Source organism: Gilvibacter sp. SZ-19, from assembly GCF_002163875.1.
GTDB lineage: Bacteria > Bacteroidota > Bacteroidia > Flavobacteriales > Flavobacteriaceae > Gilvibacter.
Map to the genome: position 1 here is coordinate 1,304,659 of NZ_CP019333.1, position 15,666 is coordinate 1,320,324.

Here is a 15,666-nt window from a genome sequence, read left to right on the forward strand (position 1 = left end):
TAAAATCTTAATTTTTAAGCCCGTAGTGTTAAAAACGCTAGCACTATAGGCTTTTTTTGTACCTTAAAAGTTCATTACAAAACCAACCAGTTATGGCAAGCCTAAGCTTAAAGATCAACGGGGAAACTCGCACTGTCAATGCTTCGCCAGACACACCGCTTTTGTGGGTGTTACGCGATGAGTTAGACATGGTGGGAACCAAATACGGATGTGGGATCGGACAATGCGGATCCTGTACGGTCCACTTAGACGGTAACGCAGTTCGCAGTTGCCAACTTCCAATCTCTAGCTTGGAAGGTAAAGAAATCACGACTATAGAAGGTCTGTCTGAGGCTGGCGACCATCCGGTGCAGCTGGCTTGGAAAGAAGTAGATGTGCCACAATGCGGTTACTGCCAAGCAGGGCAGATCATGACCGCTTCTGCTTTTTTAGAGCAGAATCCGAATCCGTCTAACGCAGAGATCAGAAACGCCATGCACGGCAATATATGCCGCTGTGCTTCGTACAACCGAATAGAACGCGCTGTTGCTTTAGCAGCCAAAAAGAACGCTTAAACCCAGGACGTCATGGAAAACAATCAGAAACTCACTTTTAGTCGTCGGGGTTTTATAAAGACTTCGGCTTTGGCCGGTGGCGGAATGCTTATCGGTTTCAACTTATTTCAGGCTTGTAAGGAAGCAGCACAACCTCCGGTTGATATTGCCGCTCTAAATTTTAACGACTTCAATGCCTTTATCAAGATCTCAGATGAAGGATATGTCACCATATTTTCACCAAACCCAGAGATCGGCCAAGGGGTTAAGACCTCTATGCCTATGATTATAGCAGAAGAGCTCGATGTATCATGGGACAAGGTCCACGTGGCTCAAGGGGTTTTGGACACTAAGAATTACCAGCGTCAGGTTGCTGGGGGAAGCCAGTCTATTCGCTTCGGATGGGATGCATTGCGTCAAACCGGAGCCACGGCCAAACAGATGCTCATCAATGCGGCTGCAGCCCAGTGGGGAGTTGATGCCTCGAGCTGTACGGCAAGTCAAGGAGTGATCACCAACGCCAATGGCGATACCTTGCACTACGGACAGGTGGTCAATCAGGCTGCAACCATGGAAGTGCCAGAAGATGTAACCCTTAAAGAGCCTAAAGACTACACCATAATTGGAACCGATACCGGCAATGTAGACATCGATGAGATCATAACAGGGAAACCACTGTTTGGGCTAGACTACAAAGCAGAAGGCATGGTTTACGCTAGTGTGATGCGCCCACCTGCTTTTGGTAATGCGCTGGAAAGTTTTGACGATGCCGATGCACGAGCAGTTTCTGGTGTTCTGGATGTGATCAGCTACGACAATAAGATCGCTGTTTTGGCCACCAATACTTGGGCAGCCATGCAAGGCAAAAAGGCTCTAAAAGCGATCTGGAAGGCAGACAGTACGCTAGAAAGTACCGCAGACCACGATCGTATTCTCAATGAGATCTTAGACGGAAATCAGTTCAATACCAGAAGAGAAGACGGCGATATCAAGGCCGCCTTTGCCGCTGCGGACGAAGTGGTAGAAAGAACCTATGAGTCTCCATTTTTGCCACACAATTGTATGGAGCCTATGAACTTTTATGCGGATGTAACTGCAGATAGAATCCACTTGGTTGGTCCTATCCAGACTCCGGCAGGTACCGCCTCAAGAGTTGCACAACTCTTGGAACGCAAAGAAGAAGAGGTTTTCTTGGAAATGACCCGTATGGGCGGTGGTTTTGGCCGCCGACTCTATGGCGATTTTGTTTTGGATGCCGCTCAGATCTCTAATTTAGCTAAAAAACCGGTCAAGGTTGTTTACAGCAGAGAAGACGACATGACTGCTGGGATCTACAGACCAGCGATCAAATACAGAATTGCAGCTTCTTTAAAGGATGGTGAGATCACCGGATATTATCTTAAGGAAGCAGCCATTAATTCAAATATGTATGGTTTGATCCCGCATTTTTTCCCAGCTGGGGCGATCCCAAATTACAAGGTAGATACAGCCAATTATCAGAGTAATATTACTATTGGTGCCTGGCGTGCACCTTACACGAACTTTTTGGCTTTTGCAGAACAGACCTTCTTTGACGAAGTAGCTGCTAAATTAGGTAAAGACGCGGTGCAAATGCGCCTCGATCTATTGGAAAATGTAAAGGGAACCACCGACGAAAACATCCAATACTCTGGCCAGCGCATGCAAGAAACCATAAAGTTGGCTGCAGAAAAAGGCGGATGGGGCAAGGCTCCAGAAGGTGTTTACCAAGGATTTTCAGCCTACTACAGCCATAACACCCATGTAGCTGAGTTGGCCGAGGTTGAATTGGAAAATGGATACCCTGTGGTTAAAAAGGTTACCGTAGCAGTAGACTGTGGAATCGTAGTGAATCCTTTGGGGGCTAAGAACCAGATCGAAGGAGGAGTTATTGACGGAATAGGTCATGCTATGTACGGCGACTTTGGTTTTGATCAGGGAAGACCTACGTCTAACAATTACGACACTTATCGCTTGATCCGTATGCGTGAAACACCACAAGTGGAAACCTATTTTGTAGAGAATGGACTTTCTCCTACAGGACTCGGTGAGCCTGCTTTACCTCCTGCTGGAGCTGCGATTGCCAATGCGATCAATGCGGCAACTGGGCAGCGTTTAATGAAACAACCTTTCATTAACGAGTTAAAGCCCGCAGACATGAAAGAGGTGATCGGCTTTACGGTTCCGCTTCCCGGTATGGAATCAGAGAAGTGCTAGAGGTTGTATTTCTTTTTTAATTGCTGATAGGTTTCTGGCGTATCGATATCCTCATAGGCTGATTCGATCGCGTAAGATGCCACTGTAATGTCAGGAAGTTGAAAGAGTTGTTTTGCGCCCACTTCTCCGTCTAAACGGGTCAAACGGGCAAAGATATTTTTTCGAAAAATAGCGGGCACAGCCTGTAATTGCGGATATTTAGTGCAAACTATATCCGCTTTTGTTTGTTTAAAAGTTTCGATCAAGCCATTGAGGGTTGCAATTTTTACAGTCGGCATATCGGCAAGCAACACCATGATCCCTTCTGGATCGCTGTTTTGAGCTAAGGCTACTCCCCGCGCTAAGGAATGGCCCATACCGCGCTCCCAATGTGGGTTTTCAATTAGTTTTATATTGTATTTGCTGGCAGTTTCCTTAAGGCTAGTGCTTTCTGCTCCAGCTACGAGATAGACCTCAGAAGCATTGATGCTCATTGCAGTTTCCAATACAGCCTCTAGGACGCTTAACTTGCCCCATGGCAGGAGCATTTTAGGTTCTCCCATGCGCGAAGAGTTCCCGGCGGCTAAGATCAATATGCTTACAGGTAAAGCCAATCAGTCGTGAATTCCTGTGGTTTTGTCTTTGAGTGGCTGCGGATGTTGCCCTCGCATGCAAGCAAGAATCTCCGCAACTATCGAAACACCGATCTCATAGGCAGTTTCTGCGCCAATATTGATGCCTGCTGGTCCATGAAGATTCTCGATGAATTCTGTGGCCACCTCCGGGTAGTGTTCAATGAGCGCATCAAAGAGTTTCTCTCTGCGCTTTTTAGGACCAAGCAATCCTACATATGCAGCATCTGATCCTATTAGACTCCCTAAATATTTGAGGTCTTTAGAGAAGCTATGTGTCATCAATACAACAGCAGTTCTGTTATCTATATCAGCAACTTTTAGTTCTTCTGGTGTCCAGGGATAGTAATGTGATGCACCGGGGAAGTTCGCTAAGGATTTAGGATCATCAGGAGGCGCAACAACAGCAACTTGAAAACCAATTCCAGCAGCGATTTGCGTTAATGCCACTGCATCGTGTTCTGCTCCAACGATCATAAGGCGAATGCTTGGCGCAACTTCTTGTGTGAATTCTTCTTGCGGTTGCGAGTCTGGCTCTGCATGAAAAACAGCTAATGACTGGCCACTGTTAAACTGAAACACAGATTGCGCTGTTGGTTGCAAGCCTTCATGACGACTAAATTTAGAGACAATGCGGAAACCCTTCCGGGAAGTTTCTTGCGCAAGCAGCGCCTCTAAGATATCTTTTGGACTCGCAATAGGTTCTATTAGAATATACAACAGGCCTTCACAGCCTAAGCGGTATCGGCCGTCGTAATGCATCATCTTAGGAATTCCTCGCTGAAACACTTCTGCTGCTTGCCGCAAAATATCTTTTTCTACACAACCACCACTAACAGCACCGTGCATGCTTTCATCTTCCAAGATCAACATACGAACCCCAGGCCTACGATAGGAAGAGCCGTCTAGGGCCACTACAGATGCCAAAACTGCCTTTTTTCCTTCCTGCGTTGCTCTGAGGGCTTTGTCGAATATCGCTTTTAATTCGTGGAACATGCCTAAAATTAAGCATTCGATTTTATCCGAGAGGCCCTAAGAAGTTAAAACATCTTAAAGCGATGCGTATTTCTGAATATGCCTCTGATTTAAAGGTCAATTATCGTTATATTTGGTAGGATATAACGCAACATGGTAACTGTTACAGAAGCCTTAGACATCATATCGGCTGTTGTTAAGGCTACACGAGAGCAGAGAAACTGTCCTCTAGAACAGGCTCTTGATCACGTTTTAGCTGAATCTATTTACAGTCCGATCAATATGCCGCCATTCCAACAATCGGCAATGGATGGCTATGCCTTATCCATGCACGAAAGTCTTAATTATCGTGTGGTTGGTGAGGTAGCAGCAGGTTCTTCAAATAACCCAAGCTTAAAACCCGGTGAGGCAGTACGCATTTTTACAGGAGCTCCTGTACCTGACAGTGCAAACAGCATTGTAATTCAAGAAAAAGTTACCCGCAAGGACGAAGTTCTGGTCTTAGACGATGCGCCTCAAGAAGGAGCCAATATTAGACCTGTTGGAGAACAACTGTCTAAAGGAGATGTGGTACTTGCCGCGGGGACTCGGCTTAGTCCTGCCAGCCTTGGACTTTTGGCTGGCGTAGGGGTATCTGCAGTGCCGGTTTATAAAAAGCCTCGTGTTGCCATCGTAGTTACGGGCGATGAGCTTAAAGCGGCGGGAGAAGAACTTAGCCGTGGCCAGATCTATGAAAGCAACGGGCTTATGCTCAGTGCAGCGCTAAAAGACAAAGCTTATGTAGATACTTTTGTGCTTAAGGCAGAAGACAAGCTAGACACCCTCACCAAGACCCTGGAAAAGGCTTTTGAGGCTGCTGAGGTTGTTTTGGTTTCTGGGGGTATTTCTGTGGGCGATTACGATTTTGTAAATGAGGCCCTGTCTCATCTTGGCGTTAAAACGCACTTCTACAAGGTGAAACAAAAGCCAGGTAAACCGTTATTGTTTGGAACCAAAGACCAGCAAATGGTGTTTGCCTTACCGGGAAATCCGGCCTCTGCTTTAAATTGCTTTTATGTCTATGTTCACTTGGCTTTAAAGCTATGGGAAGGCGATGCTGAGGCTAGTATTAGCTTTAGACAGGCCACTATCACTGCGGATTTTAATAAGAAAGGCGACAGAGCCCAATTCTTAAAGGCTAAAATTGGTGCTAATAACACTGTAGAGATCTTAAACGGACAGGCTTCTTCCATGCTGCAGAGCTTTGCAGTTGCAGATGCCTTAGTGTATATGGAAGAAGATATGGGTTTTGTAGCTAAGAACACATCGGTGAGATATTTAAAAATTGACTAATGGAATTACAACTAAAGTACTTCGGAAGAATAGCGGAGCTTACGGGGAAATCCGAGGAGGTACGTTCGGCAGCGGTCGATACGGTCGCAGCTTTGAATGACGTACTTAAAAAGGAGTATCCTGGGCTTGCTATGGCGAGCTACAGTATTGCTGTAGACCACGAAATTGTAAGAGGAGAGTATCCACTTCCTGCCAAAGCGGAAGTTGCACTGTTACCCCCATTCTCTGGAGGTTGATCATGGAAAGGTATAGGCGTCAAATACAATTAGAAGAAGTTGGGACACAAGGTCAATTGGCCTTATCCGAAGCGTCCGTATTGGTCGTAGGTGCGGGAGGTCTGGGTAGCCCAATTTTACAATATTTGGCGGCAGCCGGTTTAGGAAAATTGGGCATTGCAGATGCTGATACAGTGTCTTTGTCCAATTTGCATCGGCAACTATTATACACTACGGATGATGTTGGTAGACCAAAGGTAGAAGCTGCACAACAACGCTTAATGGCGATCAATCCGGAGGTTGAGACGCAGACTTATTCCGAGGGAATTCATGCAGATAATGCCACGACTGTCTTTGAACAGTACGATCTTATAGTAGATGCTACAGACAATTTCCAAGCGCGTTATTTGATAAACGATGTCTGTGTTGCACTGGATAAGCCTTGGATTTTCGGAGCCTTATACAAAAACGAAGGTCAATTTGCACTTTTCAACTATCAGCATGGCCCAAGCTATCGCTGTTTGTATCCGCAGCCCCCCAAAGCAGGAGAAGTGCCAAGTTGCGTGGAAATAGGTGTCTTAGGAACTGTATCAGGTATTATCGGGATGCAGATGGCGCAACTGGCCATGCAGTTTTTTCTATGGCCAAATGAGTTGCCTAATACGTTCGTGTTCTTTATGAATATGAAGGATTTTAGCATGAGAAAAATGCAATTGCGTCGAACTTTTGACGCTGATCAAAAAGAGAAAGATATTACAACCGTTGATACTGCAGCATTGCCACACCTCCGGCCACAAGAGCTCACCCCAAATATCTCTATCGATCAGCTACCCGATTATCAAGGAGCGGATTTTCTCGACGTACGTGAGTTAGATGAACTTCCTGAAGTACAGCAAGTTCCAATCCATAGGATACCCTTGAATCAACTATCAGGTCGCTTTGACGAACTCGATAGAGCGCAAACCTATATTGTATTCTGTCAAGGCGGACAGCGAGCCCGTAACGCGGTTGATCTTATGCGCAGTCAAGGCTTTGAACATGCCTATGTACTTGAGGCCTCTGCCGCAGTCTTAAAAAGAAAAATTGAAAATAGTAAGTAAGTATGAACGCTATTAAGAACGTATTTAGAGAGGGACCCATCAGTCCTGATTTTATAGCACAATCCATTGCTAAACATCAAAGCAAAACAGGGATAGGTGCGCACGATATATTTTTGGGCCAGGTCCGAGCAGACCAGGTAGGTGAAACTACCGTTGGAGCTATTGAATATTCGGCCTATACAGAAATGGCCAATAAAGTGATGCATCAGATCAGAGAGAACACTTTCGAAAGATTTGAAATTACTTGTATGCATATTTATCACAGCTTAGGACTTGTAAAAGCAGGAGAGATCTGCTTATTCGTCTTTGTTTCGTCACCTCATAGAAAAGTGTGCTTTAGAGCCTTAGAGTTTGTTGTGGAATCTATCAAAGCAGAAGCTCCGGTTTTTGGTAAAGAATTGTTAGCGGATCAATCACATCAATGGAAAGTAAACCAGTAGTATGGTAGACATTACACATAAGGGAACTACCCTGAGAACGGCTATTGCGCGTGCTGTGGTCCGCGTTGGGTCCGAAGAGACTTTGACTGCCATTCGCGAAGATCGAGTACCAAAAGGCAATGTCTTGGCTATGGCAAAGGCTGCTGGATTATTAGGCGTTAAAAAAACACCGGATCTATTGCCGGATTGCCATCCACTTCCAATTGAGTATACCGCAATTGATTATGAATTCCATCCGATGGAGCTGCATATCTTAATGACAGTAAAGACATTGTATAAGACTGGAGTTGAGGTGGAAGCCATGCATGGTGCTAGTGTTGTCGCTTTGACTGTTTACGACATGCTTAAACCGATCGACAAACAAGTGAGTATCGGGGAGATCAAGTTGTTAGAGAAATTTGGTGGCAAATCCACACACAGAAAACGACTTTCTAGAAATATAAAAGCGTTGGTGGTTGTCTGTTCCGATAGTATTTCAGTTGGTGATAAGCAGGACAAGGCTGGCAAAACGATCGTAGCGGAGTTGGAAAATCACGGTTTAGACAAAATCGATTATACGGTAATTCCTGATGAGCCCGAAAAAATAGAATCTGTTTTGAATAAAGGGATAGCTCAAGGATGTCAACTTATAATTTATACCGGAGGTACAGGACTCTCGCCAAGAGATCTTACCCCAGAGACCTTGGAACCCTTAATGGAAAGGCGTATTCCAGGGATGGAAGAGGCCATCCGTTCTTATGGGCAACAACGCACGCCTTACGCCATGCTCTCACGCTCTTTGGTTGGCACCATTGGCAATGTTTTGGTAATGGCCTTGCCGGGTTCTACAAAAGGTGCTCAAGAGTCTATGCAAGCCGTTTTTCCGGCGGCTTTGCATTTGTTTAATGTAATGGGAGGAGAAAGACACGATTAATGGAGGCACTCAAGGACACATTTGGCAGAGCGCATAACTATTTGCGAATCTCGTTGACAGAGCGGTGCAATTTGCGTTGTACCTATTGCATGCCTGAGCATGGGATCCCACTGAGTCCCAGGGCGCAATTAATGACAGCAGACGAGATCTTCGCTCTGGCGCAGCAATTTGTAAAACTCGGGGTTACTAAGATCCGACTTACTGGTGGCGAACCCTTGGTCAGGAAAGATTTTGAAGAGATCTTATCGCGTTTAAGCGGTTTGCCAGTCGAACTGACAATAACGACCAATGCCGTGCTGATTGACCGCTACATCACCCAATTAAAGTCCGCAGGGATCAAAACCATCAATGTTAGCTTAGATACCTTACATCCGGAGAAATTCAGATCCATTACGCGACGTGACGATTTTGCCGCTGTAAAACGAAACATTAAACTGCTGCTTGCAGAAGGGTTCAAGGTTAAGATCAATTGTGTGCTCATCAAAGGTTTTAACGATGAGGAGATCGTCGATTTTGTTGCCTATACGGAAACCATGCCGGTAAGCATGCGTTTTATAGAGTTTATGCCCTTTGACGGCAACCGCTGGAACAAAGACAAGCTGGTAGCAGAACAAGAGATCTTAAAGTCGGTTTTTGACCGTTGGACCGTGTCACAAGTAGAACGGCTTACCGATAGTATGAATGACACTTCTCGGAACTATAAAGTAAAGGGGTATGCGGGCAGCTTCGCCATGATCAGTACGGTTACCAATCCCTTTTGTGATACCTGTAACAGAATTCGACTCACAGCCAATGGTCGGATCAAGAACTGTTTGTTCTCTAATGCTGAAGTAGACCTGTTGACGCCCTTCCGAGCAGGTCAAGATATTCTACCGCTAATCAATCAGGCAGTGAAAGCAAAATTTGCAGTGCGTGCGGGGATGGAATCCGACGAATCGTTCAGCGATCCGGAGAATTACAATAACAATCGCAGCATGATCGCCATTGGAGGTTAAGCACTATAGAATGCAATGAGTGCTGAGACAGCTTCTTGCATAGCTGCTGGCAACTCAGGTTTATTCCAAGGGTGTTGCATCCCGAAAACATGATCTGCTCCATCGATAATTAACAAACCACTGTCAGGATTCCAATGATGCAAGGCCCGTGCTTCTTTAAGGGCTACCGTAGGATCTTGCGTTCCGTGAACTATTAGTTGAGGCACCTTTAGCTCTTTGACGGCTTTACTGATAGTGAGCCGTTCCTCGTTAGCGATAAAATCCAGATAAAACTGAAATTTATGAGGGAGCAGCTGTCCGGTCCTACTATTTTCAATATGGGTTATTCCAGTGGCCTTCCAGGTTTCAAAATGTGGGGTTCCTTCTAAAAATCGCGCCTGATAATCACTAACCGCGGCTAAGGTTGCCACTTTATTTATCCTTTTGTCTTGAGCCGCAGTTAACATGACTATCCCACCGCCCCTACTATGGCCTAGTAGGTAGATATTTTTAGGTGGAGCCAATGGAGTTTGTTCGGCTGAACTAAAATGATCTAGAACCATTTGCAGGTCGCTCATTTCCAAGCTGTAATTGTTCTCTGAAAAGGCCTCTAGATCTGGGAAGTCTATCGGTTGTTCAACAGTTCCACCATTGTGAGAGAAATTGAATCGCACAAAATCAAAGCCAGCTTCAGTAAAAGCTTTAGCCATTAAATGCCAAGCTCCCCAGTCTTTAAATCCCTTGTATCCATGGCAAAAGACGATCAGATCATCTCTTCTGTCTCCCTGTGCCAAATGTAGATCTCCAATAATAGCGCGGCCGTGATCGGGTAATAGTTGAAAGGAGTGGGTCATGGTCAAATTTCTTTTTCGGTAAATGGGATTTCTGGATTAAAGAGCTCTGCTATCAATTTGCTTAGTTCTTGCTCAAAACTATTCAAGGTGGCTTCGGTGAGTTGATGGTCGAGTTGTCTACTACCAGGGGTTTTCCACCCAAAAGCCATAAAATCTTCCGACTGTTTCCTAAAAGATATAATCCCAGCTTGGTCGGGTATAGACTTGTGTTCCAACCAATACATATAGCCATACATAAGCACTTGGAAAGCCTTACTGTATTTATAATCGGTTGTTAGCACTTCCCAATTTGCCAGTTGCAATTGATTGGGCTCTACTTTGCCAGTCTTATAGTCTATAATACGAAGTTTTCCGTCCAAAGTGTCGACTCTATCTGCTGTTCCTCCTAAGTGTATCGGTCCCAAACTTGGGTGGTCAAAGACAGCTCGAAGCGGCATTTCTACTGCTATTAGGTTAATTTCACGTCCTGCCGTTAGGTGGTTTAGGTCGCTTTGGATTGCGAACTGCACGTATTTTTGGGCAACTTCGAATACAATCCGGTTTTTACCCGCCAGGTAGTGTTTGCCCAGATGTTTTATACTTTGCGCTGCCAAAGTGGGCGTTATTTTGGGTAGGAGGGCTTTTAAGACAGCTTCGGTAAGTTTACTACCCGCTAGCGGTTTATAGAGCGTTTCAATGGTTTCGTGAACCACAGAGCCTAGGGTGTTAAGGGCAATGTCTTCTTCTAGGATGTCTGCAGGGCCAACACCTAAGATCTTCTGTTTGTAGAACTCAATTGGATTCCAGATGTAGGTGATCAGGCTGGATGGACTGAACTGCTTAGCCGCAATCTGCTGTAGTCTTTCAAGTATATCTGAATCCTTCGGAATTACCTTTAAAGCGACCTTGGTCGCATTCATCTTAGTTTTTAATGTTCTTTGGCTGATTTTATGCTGCGGATGATTGTTGCGCAGCTGTTTGATGAGTCTGCTTTCTTCTTTGGCCTGAAAACCGGAACCGACAGCGGTGTAGAATAACGTAATGTCTTTGGCCCTATGCAATAGTCTGTAAAAATGATAAACGAATATGGCGTCCTTCTCAAAGAGACCTGGCAAGCCATATTGATATTTCATGTCGTTGGTAATATAAGACGGAGCTGCACTACCACTAGGAAGAAAGCCTTCGTTGACAGAGCACATGATAATCCGCTGAAAATCTAAAGCCCGACTCTCTAGTACACCCATTATCTGAAGACCATCATAGGCATCACCCTGAAAGTCCAGCTGCTGTTTGCCAGCAAGTTGCCTAAAGATATTGCGTAAGGCTTCTAGCGATTTAAGCGAGCCGTAGCGTTGTTGCATATTTTTTAGTTGTGTGCAAACAGCCAATAGTTTTACGGACGCAGTTCTATGAAGATCGTTGGAGCTTTCGGCTACGCTAGCTATGATTTGTTCTAATCTATTCAGCGCAGAATCCGCTTCCGATGGCCAACTGGCAAATAACAACTCTAGTAGATGTTGATCTTCCGCCTTGAGGTTAGCACAGATAGCCTCTTTATTTATACTGATCTGATTTTCCCGCGTCATTTTTTGAACTAAAAGACTTCCATCTGCTAATATCAGTTGGCAAACAGGATGTTCCAGCACCTTGAACAGGGCTTTGTAATAGAAGTTTTTAGGATAACGAATATGCAGCTCCATTAGAGCCATAACCCAGAGTGTTAAGGGCTGGCTTTTTAAACTGACTCCCATGGTCACGTTTACTTTGTGAACATTTGCAGGAAGCGAGTTCAATAAAGGCAATAGAAGTTCTTCATCTGCCAGGACAATGGCCGTGTTGCGTTGTTGGTCCGCAGATAGGTCTTTGAGTAGATTTCCAATTTCTTTTACTTGGTCCAGCGCATTAGCCGCCTCTACCAAGGCAATATCCTTGGGAGTACTGTAATTATCTCCTATAAACTGCGGCTGATGTTTTTCATAATACGACCAGGTCTTGAAATAGCGCCGCATAAACAATGATGCGCTATGCCCTTTGTCGCCAATAAAATGATTATCTGCGTCCCACAGGACAAAATGAGACCCATGCGCAAGAAACTCCTGGAACAGGAACTGTTCCGCAGTATTCAATGCGTTAAAGCCTATGAACGCATGAGGACGTTCTCCCTTAGCCTCCAAATAATAAGCTATTTGTTCCGTGGCTTCGCGATACACCATGCCTTGATAACCTAAACCTTTGGAGGCAAGAATGTCTTTAAGATCTCCGTAGTATTCAGGAAGTTCATTCCAAAACTGAAGATAAGCGCGCACCATATCTGACTGGGTATCGTGGGTAGACCAGTGATTCAATTCTTGTATACTCGCCAAGTAGGAGAAAAAGGAGTCGGTCGGCACCAAGTACCTGTCTATCTCATTGAAATCGCCGAGAAGAATAGTAGCCCATGAGCTGAAAGTGTCAAAGTCTTCTTTGGGTTGATCTGGTTGTCGATTTAGATATACCTGGTAGCACTCAAAAAGCAAGGGCAGCTCGTCTATGATCTGCAGATCTGCAACCTCTTGAATAAAGGCTTCTATAGGGATAATGTCAGGTAAAAAGCCGGGCGCTGTTTGACTTTCCTGTATGCATTGCCGTAGAAAGTTACCAGCTCTTATGCTGGGCACTATGCAGCGAAGTTGTGCAGGGTCTGTAACCTCTTGTCGTAAATGATCCCAGCACTGGGCAATGAATGCTTGCATAGCATAAAAATAAAAAACGCCCCCGATACTCGGAGGCGTTTCTTTATGTATTTGAGGGATTTCTTATTTCTGCAAAGAAATCTCTACACGTCTGTTTTCTTGACGTCCAGCTCTAGTGTTGTTAGAAGCGATTGGACGAGACTCACCGTAACCTACAGAGATTAGACGAGAAGACTCCATTCCGATAGTCGTTAGGTAAGACTTAACAGAAGCAGCACGATCTTCAGATAGCTTCTGGTTAGTAGCATCTCTACCTACACTGTCAGTGTGTCCTTCGATAACGAAAGTAGTGTTAGGGTATTCTTTCATGATGTCAACGATGTTCTGTAGAACAGCGTAAGACTCTTGACGGATAGTTGATTTACCAGTGTCGAACAAGATAGTCTTAGAGTACTCGTTCAAAGTGTTGATCACTTCTACAGTTACTTCTGGACATCCGTTGTTAGCAACAGTTCCGGCAACATCAGGACAGTTGTCATCTTTGTCTAGTACACCGTCACCGTCAGAATCTGGCCAAGGGCATCCGTTGTTAGCAGCAGGACCTGCTTCGTTAGGACAGTTATCGTCAGAATCTTTGATTCCGTCACCGTCTGCATCAGGACATCCACCTAAAGACTTAAGACCAGCTACAGTAGGACAAGCGTCGTCTGGATCAGCGATACCGTCACCGTCAGTGTCAGGACAACCGTTGAATTCAGCAGCACCAGCTACGTCAGGACAAGCATCGTTACGATCTTCGATACCATCACCGTCAGAATCAGGACATCCGTTGAACTCAGGAAGACCTGGAGTTTCTGGACACTCATCGTCTTTGTCGTAGATACCGTCACCGTCAGTGTCTTTTCCACCGAAAGTGAAGATCACACCAGCAGAGTGCTGGAAGTGACGAATTCCGTAAACATCTTCGAAGGCGTGCTTGTAAGTAGATTCAACATTGATACCGAACTGCTCGCTCAACCAGAAACGGAATCCAGCTCCGAAGTTCATAGTACCAAATCCTATGTCATCTACCCAAGTGTAACCACCACCAACTCCAATTACTGGATCTAGCCATCCACCTGGACCACCGATCACATCTTTGAAGCTGTAGCTAATACGCCCGTCAGCAGCATAGTATGAAATGTTTTCAACTCTTAGATCTCCGATCTTGTTGATACGGTTTACAGATCCAGAAGCTGTCAAAGTAAGTCCAGAACCTACATAACGTCCAACAGAAACTTTAGATACAACTGGGATAATGTTCCAGTGGTCGTTCACGTTGAAGAACTCCTGGAAGAAGTTAGCCTTAGTTGATGCTGGTGTTCTTCCTACATCCTCAGTACCAACTGGGAAAGTATCCACGGCATTGAACTCAACGCTGAAAGCCCAAGGATTGTTTTCGTCTTGTGCATTCGCAGTACTTAACCCTAGGACAAGCAAGGAAGCAACTAAAAATCTGCTAAGATGTTTCATATTAGAAAATTTAATTTTTTTAAGTGTTAATTGAAGCAAAAATATGTTGTTAAATTTTATTAACAAAAGCAAATCTACTAAAATTTTTGTAATAAGCTTTTATTATAGAGCCTATTTAGGTTTTTAGCCGATTACATTTAACTTTTTACCCACTTTTTTGAAGGCCTCAATCGCCTTGTCAAGATGCTCTTTTTCGTGGGCCGCAGAAAGCTGTACTCTGATCCTTGCTTTCCCCTTCGGAACTACCGGATAAAAGAACCCTATTACATAGATTCCTTCTTCCAATAAGAGGTCTGCCATTTGCTGTGACAATTTTGCGTCATACAGCATTACTGGTACAATTGCGGAGTCTCCGTCTATTATGTCGAAGCCCGCATCCATCATCCCTTTTTTAAAGTAAGCCGTATTGGACTCCAATTTATCTCTCAGGCTAGTGTCATTGCTCAACATGTCAAATACCTTAATAGAAGCACCTACAATGGCTGGCGCCAAAGAATTGGAGAACAAATAAGGTCTGGAACGCTGACGCAACATCTCAATGATCTCTTTTTTGGCAGTGGTATATCCACCCATGGCTCCACCCATGGCCTTGCCTAAGGTTCCTGTGATGATATCAATTCTACCCATCACGCCTTTTTCTTCTAGCGTACCACGACCGGTTGGCCCAATAAAACCAGTGGCATGACATTCGTCTATCATTACCATGGCGTCGTACTTATCGGCCAAGTCGCAGATCTTATCTAAAGGAGCAACCAAACCATCCATAGAGAAAACACCATCGGTCACAATGATCTTGAATCGAGCTCCAGCCTCGTTGGCGGCGATAAGCTGTTTTTCTAGATCTTCCATATTGTTGTTCTCATAGCGATATCTGGCCGCTTTACAAAGGCGAACACCATCTATGATAGAGGCGTGATTCAAAGAATCGGAGATGATCGCATCTTCTTTGGTAAGCAAGGGTTCGAAAACCCCGCCATTGGCATCAAAGGCGGCAGCATAAAGAATGGTGTCCTCAGTACCGTAATATTCAGCGATCTTTTGCTCCAAGGTCTTGTGAATATCTTGGGTTCCGCAGATAAAGCGCACAGAAGACATCCCAAAACCGTGGGTGTCCATTGCGTCTTTTGCGGCTTGTATCACCTCCGGATGTGCCGACAGCCCCAAATAGTTGTTGGCGCAGAAATTCAACACGGTTTCTCCCGTGCTTATAGTGATCTCCGGACCTTGTGGAGAAGTGATAATTCGTTCTTTTTTAAAGAGCCCGGCCTCTTTGATGCCTTCGAGTTCTTCTTGCAGATGCTGCTTGATATTTCCGTACATA

14 protein-coding genes are annotated in these 15,666 nt (G+C 44.9%); 8 read left to right on the plus strand and 6 right to left on the minus strand.

Features of this window, described 5'->3' with window-relative positions; genetic code table 11:
* The first annotated feature begins 92 nt into the window (after window positions 1-92).
* Together BTO09_RS06010 and BTO09_RS06015 are read left to right on the plus strand one after the other, a co-directional pair.
* Window positions 93-554 carry a (2Fe-2S)-binding protein gene (locus BTO09_RS06010; RefSeq protein WP_087523904.1) on the plus strand — a complete coding sequence of 154 codons (462 nt, stop codon included), beginning with the start codon at window positions 93-95 and terminating at the stop codon, window positions 552-554.
* Between the two features lie 12 nt (window positions 555-566).
* The gene (locus tag BTO09_RS06015; RefSeq protein WP_087523905.1) at window positions 567-2,768 is read left to right on the plus strand and encodes a molybdopterin cofactor-binding domain-containing protein; all 2,202 of its coding nucleotides are present in this window, start codon (window positions 567-569) and stop codon (window positions 2,766-2,768) included.
* On the opposite strand, the gene BTO09_RS06020 is transcribed toward BTO09_RS06015, so the two are convergent.
* Together BTO09_RS06020 and BTO09_RS06025 are read right to left on the minus strand one after the other, a co-directional pair.
* Window positions 2,765-3,361 (minus strand): NTP transferase domain-containing protein, encoded by a 597-nt coding sequence (locus tag BTO09_RS06020; RefSeq protein ID WP_157663439.1) that lies wholly within the window; start codon window positions 3,359-3,361, stop codon window positions 2,765-2,767. The two genes, BTO09_RS06015 and BTO09_RS06020, sit on opposite strands and share 4 nt — an antisense overlap.
* Window positions 3,362-4,375 carry an XdhC family protein gene (locus BTO09_RS06025; RefSeq protein WP_087523907.1) on the minus strand — a complete coding sequence of 338 codons (1,014 nt, stop codon included), beginning with the start codon at window positions 4,373-4,375 and terminating at the stop codon, window positions 3,362-3,364. It abuts the gene before it with no gap.
* A gap of 132 nt (window positions 4,376-4,507) precedes the next feature.
* Here BTO09_RS06025 and glp point away from each other — a divergent pair, with 132 nt between their 5' ends.
* Genes glp through moaA form a run of 6 tightly spaced genes read left to right on the plus strand, consistent with a single transcriptional unit; the run spans window position 4,508 to window position 9,349 of the window.
* A complete protein-coding gene (glp, locus tag BTO09_RS06030; protein ID WP_087523908.1) occupies window positions 4,508-5,686 on the plus strand; it encodes a gephyrin-like molybdotransferase Glp in 1,179 nt (392 codons plus the stop codon).
* Window positions 5,686-5,922, plus strand: a complete 237-nt coding sequence (locus BTO09_RS06035; protein ID WP_087523909.1) for a MoaD/ThiS family protein — start codon at window positions 5,686-5,688, stop codon at window positions 5,920-5,922. Before glp ends, BTO09_RS06035 begins: the two co-directional genes overlap by 1 nt.
* Before the next feature lie 2 nt (window positions 5,923-5,924).
* Complete coding sequence (locus BTO09_RS06040; protein WP_087523910.1) at window positions 5,925-7,001, plus strand: HesA/MoeB/ThiF family protein; 1,077 nt, start codon at window positions 5,925-5,927, stop codon at window positions 6,999-7,001.
* A 2-nt stretch (window positions 7,002-7,003) separates the two neighbouring features.
* The gene (locus tag BTO09_RS06045) at window positions 7,004-7,441 is read left to right on the plus strand and encodes a molybdenum cofactor biosynthesis protein MoaE (RefSeq protein WP_198356540.1); all 438 of its coding nucleotides are present in this window, start codon (window positions 7,004-7,006) and stop codon (window positions 7,439-7,441) included.
* A gap of 1 nt (window position 7,442) precedes the next feature.
* On the plus strand, window positions 7,443-8,354 hold the full coding sequence (gene moaCB, locus BTO09_RS06050; RefSeq protein WP_087523911.1) for a bifunctional molybdenum cofactor biosynthesis protein MoaC/MoaB: 912 nt from the start codon (window positions 7,443-7,445) through the stop codon (window positions 8,352-8,354).
* On the plus strand, window positions 8,354-9,349 hold the full coding sequence (gene moaA / locus BTO09_RS06055) for a GTP 3',8-cyclase MoaA (protein WP_087523912.1): 996 nt from the start codon (window positions 8,354-8,356) through the stop codon (window positions 9,347-9,349). The genes moaCB and moaA overlap by 1 nt, the downstream gene beginning before the upstream one ends.
* On the opposite strand, the gene BTO09_RS06060 is transcribed toward moaA, so the two are convergent.
* The 4 genes from BTO09_RS06060 to kbl all read right to left on the minus strand — a co-directional run bounded on the left by BTO09_RS06060 (window position 9,346) and on the right by kbl (window position 15,665).
* Window positions 9,346-10,182, minus strand: a complete 837-nt coding sequence (locus tag BTO09_RS06060) for a S9 family peptidase (RefSeq protein WP_087523913.1) — start codon at window positions 10,180-10,182, stop codon at window positions 9,346-9,348. The genes moaA and BTO09_RS06060 overlap by 4 nt on opposite strands.
* Window positions 10,183-10,184: 2 nt before the next feature.
* Complete coding sequence (locus BTO09_RS06065; protein ID WP_087523914.1) at window positions 10,185-12,893, minus strand: PD-(D/E)XK nuclease family protein; 2,709 nt, start codon at window positions 12,891-12,893, stop codon at window positions 10,185-10,187.
* Window positions 12,894-12,956: 63 nt separating this feature from the next.
* Window positions 12,957-14,345, minus strand: a complete 1,389-nt coding sequence (locus tag BTO09_RS06070) for an OmpA family protein (protein ID WP_087523915.1) — start codon at window positions 14,343-14,345, stop codon at window positions 12,957-12,959.
* A gap of 123 nt (window positions 14,346-14,468) precedes the next feature.
* Entirely contained in the window at window positions 14,469-15,665 is a 1,197-nt protein-coding gene (kbl, locus tag BTO09_RS06075; RefSeq protein ID WP_087523916.1) for a glycine C-acetyltransferase, read from the minus strand.
* Window position 15,666 lies beyond the last annotated feature (1 nt).